General features: G+C 71.2%; 4 protein-coding genes. 3 read left to right on the forward strand and 1 reads right to left on the reverse strand.

The window, feature by feature from the left end; translation table 11 throughout:
* Positions 1–97: 97 nt before the first annotated feature.
* Both G6026_RS09295 and G6026_RS09300 read left to right on the forward strand, forming a co-directional pair.
* On the forward strand, positions 98–364 hold the full coding sequence (locus G6026_RS09295) for a DUF3072 domain-containing protein (protein WP_182612993.1): 267 nt from the start codon (positions 98–100) through the stop codon (positions 362–364).
* Between the two features lie 32 nt (positions 365–396).
* A complete protein-coding gene (locus G6026_RS09300; RefSeq protein WP_107757232.1) occupies positions 397–582 on the forward strand; it encodes a DUF6440 family protein in 186 nt (61 codons plus the stop codon).
* A gap of 6 nt (positions 583–588) precedes the next feature.
* Here the strand turns inward: G6026_RS09300 and G6026_RS09305 are convergent, their stop codons facing one another.
* Positions 589–801 carry a hypothetical protein gene (locus tag G6026_RS09305; protein ID WP_107757231.1) on the reverse strand — a complete coding sequence of 71 codons (213 nt, stop codon included), beginning with the start codon at positions 799–801 and terminating at the stop codon, positions 589–591.
* A gap of 742 nt (positions 802–1,543) precedes the next feature.
* Here G6026_RS09305 and G6026_RS09310 point away from each other — a divergent pair.
* Positions 1,544–1,954, forward strand: a complete 411-nt coding sequence (locus G6026_RS09310; RefSeq protein ID WP_182612994.1) for a hypothetical protein — start codon at positions 1,544–1,546, stop codon at positions 1,952–1,954.
* Positions 1,955–1,977 lie beyond the last annotated feature (23 nt).

The raw sequence follows: 1,977 nt of genomic DNA on the forward strand, positions 1-1,977 counted from the left end.
GGCTGAGTCGTTCGGGCCGGGCTGGGTCGGGCCGGGCTGGGTCGGGCAGGGCGGTCGCTCGGTGGTCGGGATCCCGCTCCGGGCGTACGGTGCGGGCATGACCAACCCCGAGCAGGACCCGACCCGGTCGTCCACGGAAGAGACCCTGGGTGCTCCGGTCCCCGAGACCCCGGGAGCCGGGGGCACCTCGGTGCAGCGGGACCCCGAGGACTGGGTGACCGGCGACGAGCCCATGACCGCCGCGCAGAAGAGCTACCTCGACACTCTCGCGCGCGAGGCCGGCGAGGAGCTGCCCGCGACCCTGACCAAGGCGCAGGCCTCGGAGCACATCGACCGCCTGCAGAAGGGCAACCCGCGGACCTGACGCCGGCCCGCCGCGGATGAGATCATCGCGGCATGGCGAGAAACGACAAGCGGTTCGAGAAGGTCCACACCCAGAGCATGGGGTTCGGGAGCACCGTCGAGATCCTCAGGGACACCCAGACCGGGGTGTGCTATCTCTGGCGCTCGGGCGGATACGCCGGCGGACTCACCGCGCTTCTGGGCGCCGACGGCAAGCCCGTCGTGGACCCCTCGCTGTAGCCAGTGCTACCCGGGGATCCTCTGGGGGACCTGGCTGACCACCGAGGTCGAGGTGTCCCGGTCCGTGCCCGCCGAGGGCTGGGCGGATTCGCCCGTCACCGCGACCAGCGTGACCGCCAGAACCGCCACCGCGGCGAGCGCTGCGCCGACCCCCAACTCGAGGGTCGTCAACTGCATCCGCTGCCCCAGGACCTGGGGCGGCATGGTGGAGGTGGCCATGAATCTCCTCTTCCCTGATCGACGGCACACCCGCTGCTGTCGACTGCGGATGTGCTGTGGTCGCGGATGACCATAGTCCTCGATCGAGGCCGCCGGTAGAGGGGGCCCCATCGCCGACCGGACTCGTCGACGTCCCCGCAGCTCGTCCGGGCGCCTTGGAGCGGTGCCGGGGCGGAACGACCGTGGGCGCACACGGCCCAGGGGCGGTCACCCGTGGGGGAACCGCCCCTGAGGTCGTCTTCCTCACGTCGGTCTGACCGGATTCGACCCTACGACCCCTCGACCCCCGGGCGTCCGGACAGCTCTCGCGAGACCGACTTCCGCGTGATTCCGGGCGTCGGATCATGCAGGGCACGTCACGAGTCGCACGATTCTGGTCCCCGTCCGCTCCCCGTCCGTGATCGTGGAGCGCTGACCACCCATCGTCGCGGAGGCGTGCTTCTCCCCTCGGGAGGGAGCACCGAGAGTGGGCACATGGTGCACATCGGAGAGTTCGCAGCCCTGACCGGCCGCACGGTCAAGGCCCTGCCTCCTCGTCCCCCGGATGCCACGAGTGCCTGGTCGTCGAGTGGTCACAAATGAACGGGCGCGGGAAACCCCACCTGGGAGAACGCGATCAGGTGTGACCACTCGACGAGCGCGGGAAGCCTGAGACGAGACCTCGCGCGGTCGGCGGGCCCGCCGGCCCATCCGTGTGGTGCAGGTCTCCGAATCAGGGGCAGACGCTGAAAGGAGAACCGCCGTGAGTTCTCTCCCCGGTCCCCGCACCTGCCCGTTCCTCGCGATGGCCGGCATCGCGATCCTGGCCTCCGTGGCGGTTGTGGCCGCCCTCATGCCCGGAGCGGTCCTTCTCGGTGCGTCGATGGGGGGCGTCGCGGCCTCCGCCGAGCTGGCGGCCGGTGCGGCGCTCCATGCAGGCGGCGGGTGGGTGGTGCCCGCGCTGTTCAGCGTGATGGTGTTCGCCCTTGTCGTGGGCGCGACCGCGGTGTTACTGCGGGCTCCGGTGTTCTTGCCCGGTTCCCAGCGCTCTCGCCGGTCCGGCCCGAGCTCCCGAGCCCGCCCCGGCCCGCTGAGTCGCACGGAGTTCGCCCTGCGCCAGCCCGATCGGGCGTTGGGCGTCCGCATCGATCGTCTGCCGGGGATCACGGACTAGAGCCTCCCGGCTCCGATCACACC

Origin of the sequence: Dietzia sp. DQ11-38-2, from assembly GCF_014145055.1 — a bacterium.
Taxonomy (GTDB): Bacteria; Actinomycetota; Actinomycetes; order Mycobacteriales; family Mycobacteriaceae; genus Dietzia.

What these genes read in the sequence shown, in the direction of transcription:
- G6026_RS09295 (WP_182612993.1), top strand. Translation starts at nt 98, where the DNA reads ATGACCAACCCCGAGCAGGACCCGACCCGGTCGTCCACGGAAGAGACC.
- G6026_RS09300 (WP_107757232.1), top strand. Translation starts at nt 397, where the DNA reads ATGGCGAGAAACGACAAGCGGTTCGAGAAGGTCCACACCCAGAGCATG.
- G6026_RS09305 (WP_107757231.1), bottom strand. Translation starts at nt 801, where the DNA reads ATGGCCACCTCCACCATGCCGCCCCAGGTCCTGGGGCAGCGGATGCAG.